This is a genomic window from Lutibacter sp. HS1-25 (assembly GCF_004121075.1).
Lineage (GTDB): Bacteria > Bacteroidota > Bacteroidia > Flavobacteriales > Flavobacteriaceae > Lutibacter.
In genome coordinates this window covers 1-3,818 of the sequence record NZ_RHLN01000070.1, presented here as the reverse complement: position 1 = coordinate 3,818, position 3,818 = coordinate 1, and the positions used below count along the sequence as shown (strand labels likewise).

Here is a 3,818-nt window from a genome sequence, read left to right as displayed (position 1 = left end):
CCTAGTGATTTTATTAACAGGATTTCAAAAAAAGACACAAAAAACACCGAAAAATGAAATCAAAAGAGCTGAAAAATTAAAAGCAGAGTATTATGAAAACAAATAAAAATATTAAATCATTTGATTCACATCTTGAGGAAAATTATGGCAAAACAGGAACTCAATCAAGAGATAAATTTGAGGAGGAATTTGAGACTTTTAAAATTGGAGTATTGATCCAAGAGGCTCGAAAAAGACAACAATTAACCCAAGAGGAACTCGCAGACAAAGTTGGAACAACTAAGAATTATATTTCGAGAATTGAAAATAATGCAAGTGATATTCGGCTTTCAACATTAATGAGAATTATAAAAGATGGACTTGGGGGGGATTTAACGTTGTCTTTAGATTTATAGATGATAAATTACTACTGGCAACAACTCATAAAATTTATGCTCACATTTGAACTAAATAACGAACCGTCGAACATTCAACAAACGATTTGCTACGTCCGAAAAATCTCCGATTTTCCAGTCGCACAAATCTTATAAAAGCCCGTTGTGCTTTATTAACCGAATGAATACAATAATAGAAAAATACAATTCGATTCAAAAAGATATTTTACATAATTTCGCAGTAAAATGGAAAGATGAAGAATGTAAAACAACATTTAGAGATGATGTTAAAAAATTCTACGGATTTGAAAAAAAATTTGGATGGAATATATTACTTAATGCTTTCTATATAATAGACGATACAGAGTTAGCCAAACAATCTTTTAAAAAATTCGAGTTACATGGTCCTTCAAGACATAAAGATATTGGAGAAAGATATTTAAGGCTTTATGGATTATTAAATGCTATTTATCAACAAAAACTTGCAATACAAAATTTACTAGAGATTTATAAAATAAATAACAAAAAGGAGATAATAGAAAAATTAGCAAACTTAGAACTGATAGATTTAAGAAATAAAATTGGAGCACATTCGACAAATTTCAATCAAATTAAATCCGATTCTGAACATATATTTGATGTTTATGAAATTTCCAGACCAGATTTAGAAACAGGTGAAATTAAACTTTTAAGAAACCAAAACCATTTTGAGAATTTCGATCTTGATAAAATGATTAAATCATTTGATAAAGAAATTGAACAAATTTTATGTTTAATGATTGGAAAAGTAATCAAAAAATTATTTAATAATCAAGGTAAACTATTTGAGAAATATTTAACAATAAATGAGTTGAGAGATGGAATTATGATAATTAAAAACGGAAATAAAAATATTGTAATAAAATAACAAAGCACAACAACTCATAAAATTTATGCTATAATTCGAACTAATAGAAAATTTAAAATATTAAACAAACAATTTGCTACGGCTGAAAAATATCGTATTTTTAAACCGCACAAATCTTATAAAAGCCCGTTGGGCAAAATTAGAACTATGAAAAAAACAATAATCATAACATTGATATTTCTTTTTACTTTTAAAGCATTTAGTCAAACGATAAAAGAAATTGATTCTATCTCAATAGAATTTTGTGAATATTTAAAAACAACGAGTAATATTCAAAATGACTCGATTAGAATTAACAGATTTTATCAAGATAAATTTGATTTATATCTTAATAGATTTGAAAGAGAAAAAGCGAATAAAATAGGTTCGCAACTATTTTACAGAACACAAAAAAACTGTAGAGAATTTACTGAATTATTAGAAAGATTATATCCTCCAAAAGAAAGTGTTACAAGAAAAAAAGAGAAACCTAATACTAATTTGTCTGATAAAGAAATTTTAGATTTTTGGAATCGAGATTTATTCAAATATTTTGAAAATAACGGAAACGAAACGATTGTTATTATAAAGAATAATGAATATAAAGAGACCTTTACAGATTTAACATATTCAAAATTAGGATATAAAAAAATTAGCAATTATGAGTTTGAGTTGGAATTTGTAGAAAGCAACAATGAAATTAGGAGTAGCTTAAGTCTTAAAGGAGACAAGTATATTTATGGGATTATTGATAAAACTGAAAATTACTATTTAATAAGTTCCAAAGTTGAGAATCAAGATTATTATGAATTGTTTAAATTGTATTTTGATTAAAACTTTGCCCAACACCGCATATAGTTTATTGCTTGGTTATTGCCTATTTACGAAAATCCTAACGGATTTTCTAGGTAAGTAATTATTTACTAAATTTAGTGCTTAATCACGCAACAAACCATATTCAAACACGTTATGTAAAATGCCATCGGAATTCTCTCTGAATTCCTTATTTTGAGTTATTTGATTCAATATCATTTAATTGTACGAGAAATTACACAAAAAAACTCATTGAAATAAATAGAAATTGAGCAATGAATTATATAAAAAATAAAACTAAAAAATAAACCTCGGAGTTTAAAAATATGCGGAGTTTGAGCGTTGGATTTTGAAAGTTGGAATACATAAGATTTCAGAAAAATATAAACTAAAAAGAGAAATCTCGGAATTTAAAATTATGGCGGAGTTTAAGCGTAGGAGTTTGAATATTGGAATAATTAAGATTTAAGAAAAATTCAACTAAAATGACAAATCTCGGAATTTGAAAAATAATGCAAAATGAGGTTTTGATACGTAGAAATTTAGTTCCGAAAAATTAATCCGAACTCAAAAGCACTTTACATAACAACTCATTTCATTTATAATGACAAATCTCGGAATTTGAAAAATAATGCAAAATGAGGTTTTGATACGTAGAAATTTAGTTCCGAAAAATTAATCCGAACTCAAAAGCACTTTACATAACAACTCATAAAATTCATGCTATAATTCGAACTAATAGAAAATTTAAAATATTAAATAAACAATTTGCTACAGCTGAAAAATATCGTATTTTTAAACCGCACAAATCTTATAAAAGCCCGTTGTGTGCAAGCCGAAAAAAGAAAAATGATTAAAAAATTAGGATATATTTTTTTGATAATTATAGTTTCTTGTCAACCGAAAAACAAAACTGACAATTCATCTACAATTGACAAACCAGAAAAGAATTTATTTGATAATTACTCGAATGATTCTATAAGAAAACAAATTTTTAAAAGTTCATACGAAAATAATAGTACTGCTCCTAACTACATCGTATTTAAAGCAACAGATTTGAATACTGGATTGACAAAGGAGATTTGTTGCGAAGCTCCATTTTTATCTGGAGCAATACATCGAGAATTTAATATTAAGTATGACTCAATTGGAATTAAGAAAGTAGATAGTATCATTTTAGCAAACAGACAAAGAATATTTAATTTTAAGAATAAAGAGACTTTGAAAAATATCAATTTTTATGATTATCCTGATTATGAAAAAATAATCGAGAGAGCAAAACAAATTGATTTAGAATATTATTACAAAACATTTGGCAAAAATGATTCGGTAAATAGTATGCATTTTTCATCAGACAAAAGAATTGAACAAGTGACATTTGCACATATTTTGTTCAATTGTGGAATAAAAACAACAAGAGATTGTGTCGCAGGAAATAATATTTGGATTGGAAATTAAGATGTAACATAAAAAGGCCAGCACACAACAACTCATAAAATTTATGCTTACATTTAAACTAAATAACGAGCCGACAAACATTCAACAAACGATTTGCTACGTCCGAAAAATCTCCGATTTTCCAGTCGCACAAATCTTATAAAAGCCCGTTGTGTAATATGGCAGAATTAAATTCTGAATTACTAATTTGAGTTTTATGAACTTAAAAAATAAAATTGATTGATTGACAATCTGAAATAAAAAAACTATGAAAACATTTAAAATTTGTAATCTGATTTTTACAAAAA

5 protein-coding genes are annotated in these 3,818 nt (G+C 26.3%); all 5 read left to right on the top strand.

All coding sequences use genetic code 11. The annotated features are described in order from the left end of the window. Positions 1-4 precede the first annotated feature (4 nt). Positions 5-106, top strand: a complete 102-nt coding sequence (locus EC396_RS12235) for a type II toxin-antitoxin system RelE/ParE family toxin (RefSeq protein ID WP_370276488.1) — start codon at positions 5-7, stop codon at positions 104-106. Further along, on the top strand, positions 93-395 hold the full coding sequence (locus EC396_RS12230; protein ID WP_129366950.1) for a helix-turn-helix domain-containing protein: 303 nt from the start codon (positions 93-95) through the stop codon (positions 393-395). Before EC396_RS12235 ends, EC396_RS12230 begins: the two co-directional genes overlap by 14 nt. A 160-nt stretch (positions 396-555) precedes the next feature. Next, positions 556-1,281: a hypothetical protein gene (locus EC396_RS12225; RefSeq protein WP_129366949.1), complete on the top strand. Its 726-nt coding sequence runs from the start codon at positions 556-558 to the stop codon at positions 1,279-1,281. A gap of 147 nt (positions 1,282-1,428) precedes the next feature. After that, a complete protein-coding gene (locus tag EC396_RS12220) occupies positions 1,429-2,094 on the top strand; it encodes a hypothetical protein (RefSeq protein WP_129366948.1) in 666 nt (221 codons plus the stop codon). A gap of 747 nt (positions 2,095-2,841) precedes the next feature. Next, positions 2,842-3,531, top strand: a complete 690-nt coding sequence (locus EC396_RS12215) for a hypothetical protein (RefSeq protein WP_129366947.1) — start codon at positions 2,842-2,844, stop codon at positions 3,529-3,531. Positions 3,532-3,818 lie beyond the last annotated feature (287 nt).

Excerpts from the sequence above, each read along its gene's own strand:
- EC396_RS12230 (WP_129366950.1), top strand. The coding sequence starts at position 93 with ATGAAAACAAATAAAAATATTAAATCATTTGATTCACATCTTGAGGAA.
- EC396_RS12225 (WP_129366949.1), top strand. The coding sequence starts at position 556 with ATGAATACAATAATAGAAAAATACAATTCGATTCAAAAAGATATTTTA.
- EC396_RS12220 (WP_129366948.1), top strand. The coding sequence starts at position 1,429 with ATGAAAAAAACAATAATCATAACATTGATATTTCTTTTTACTTTTAAA.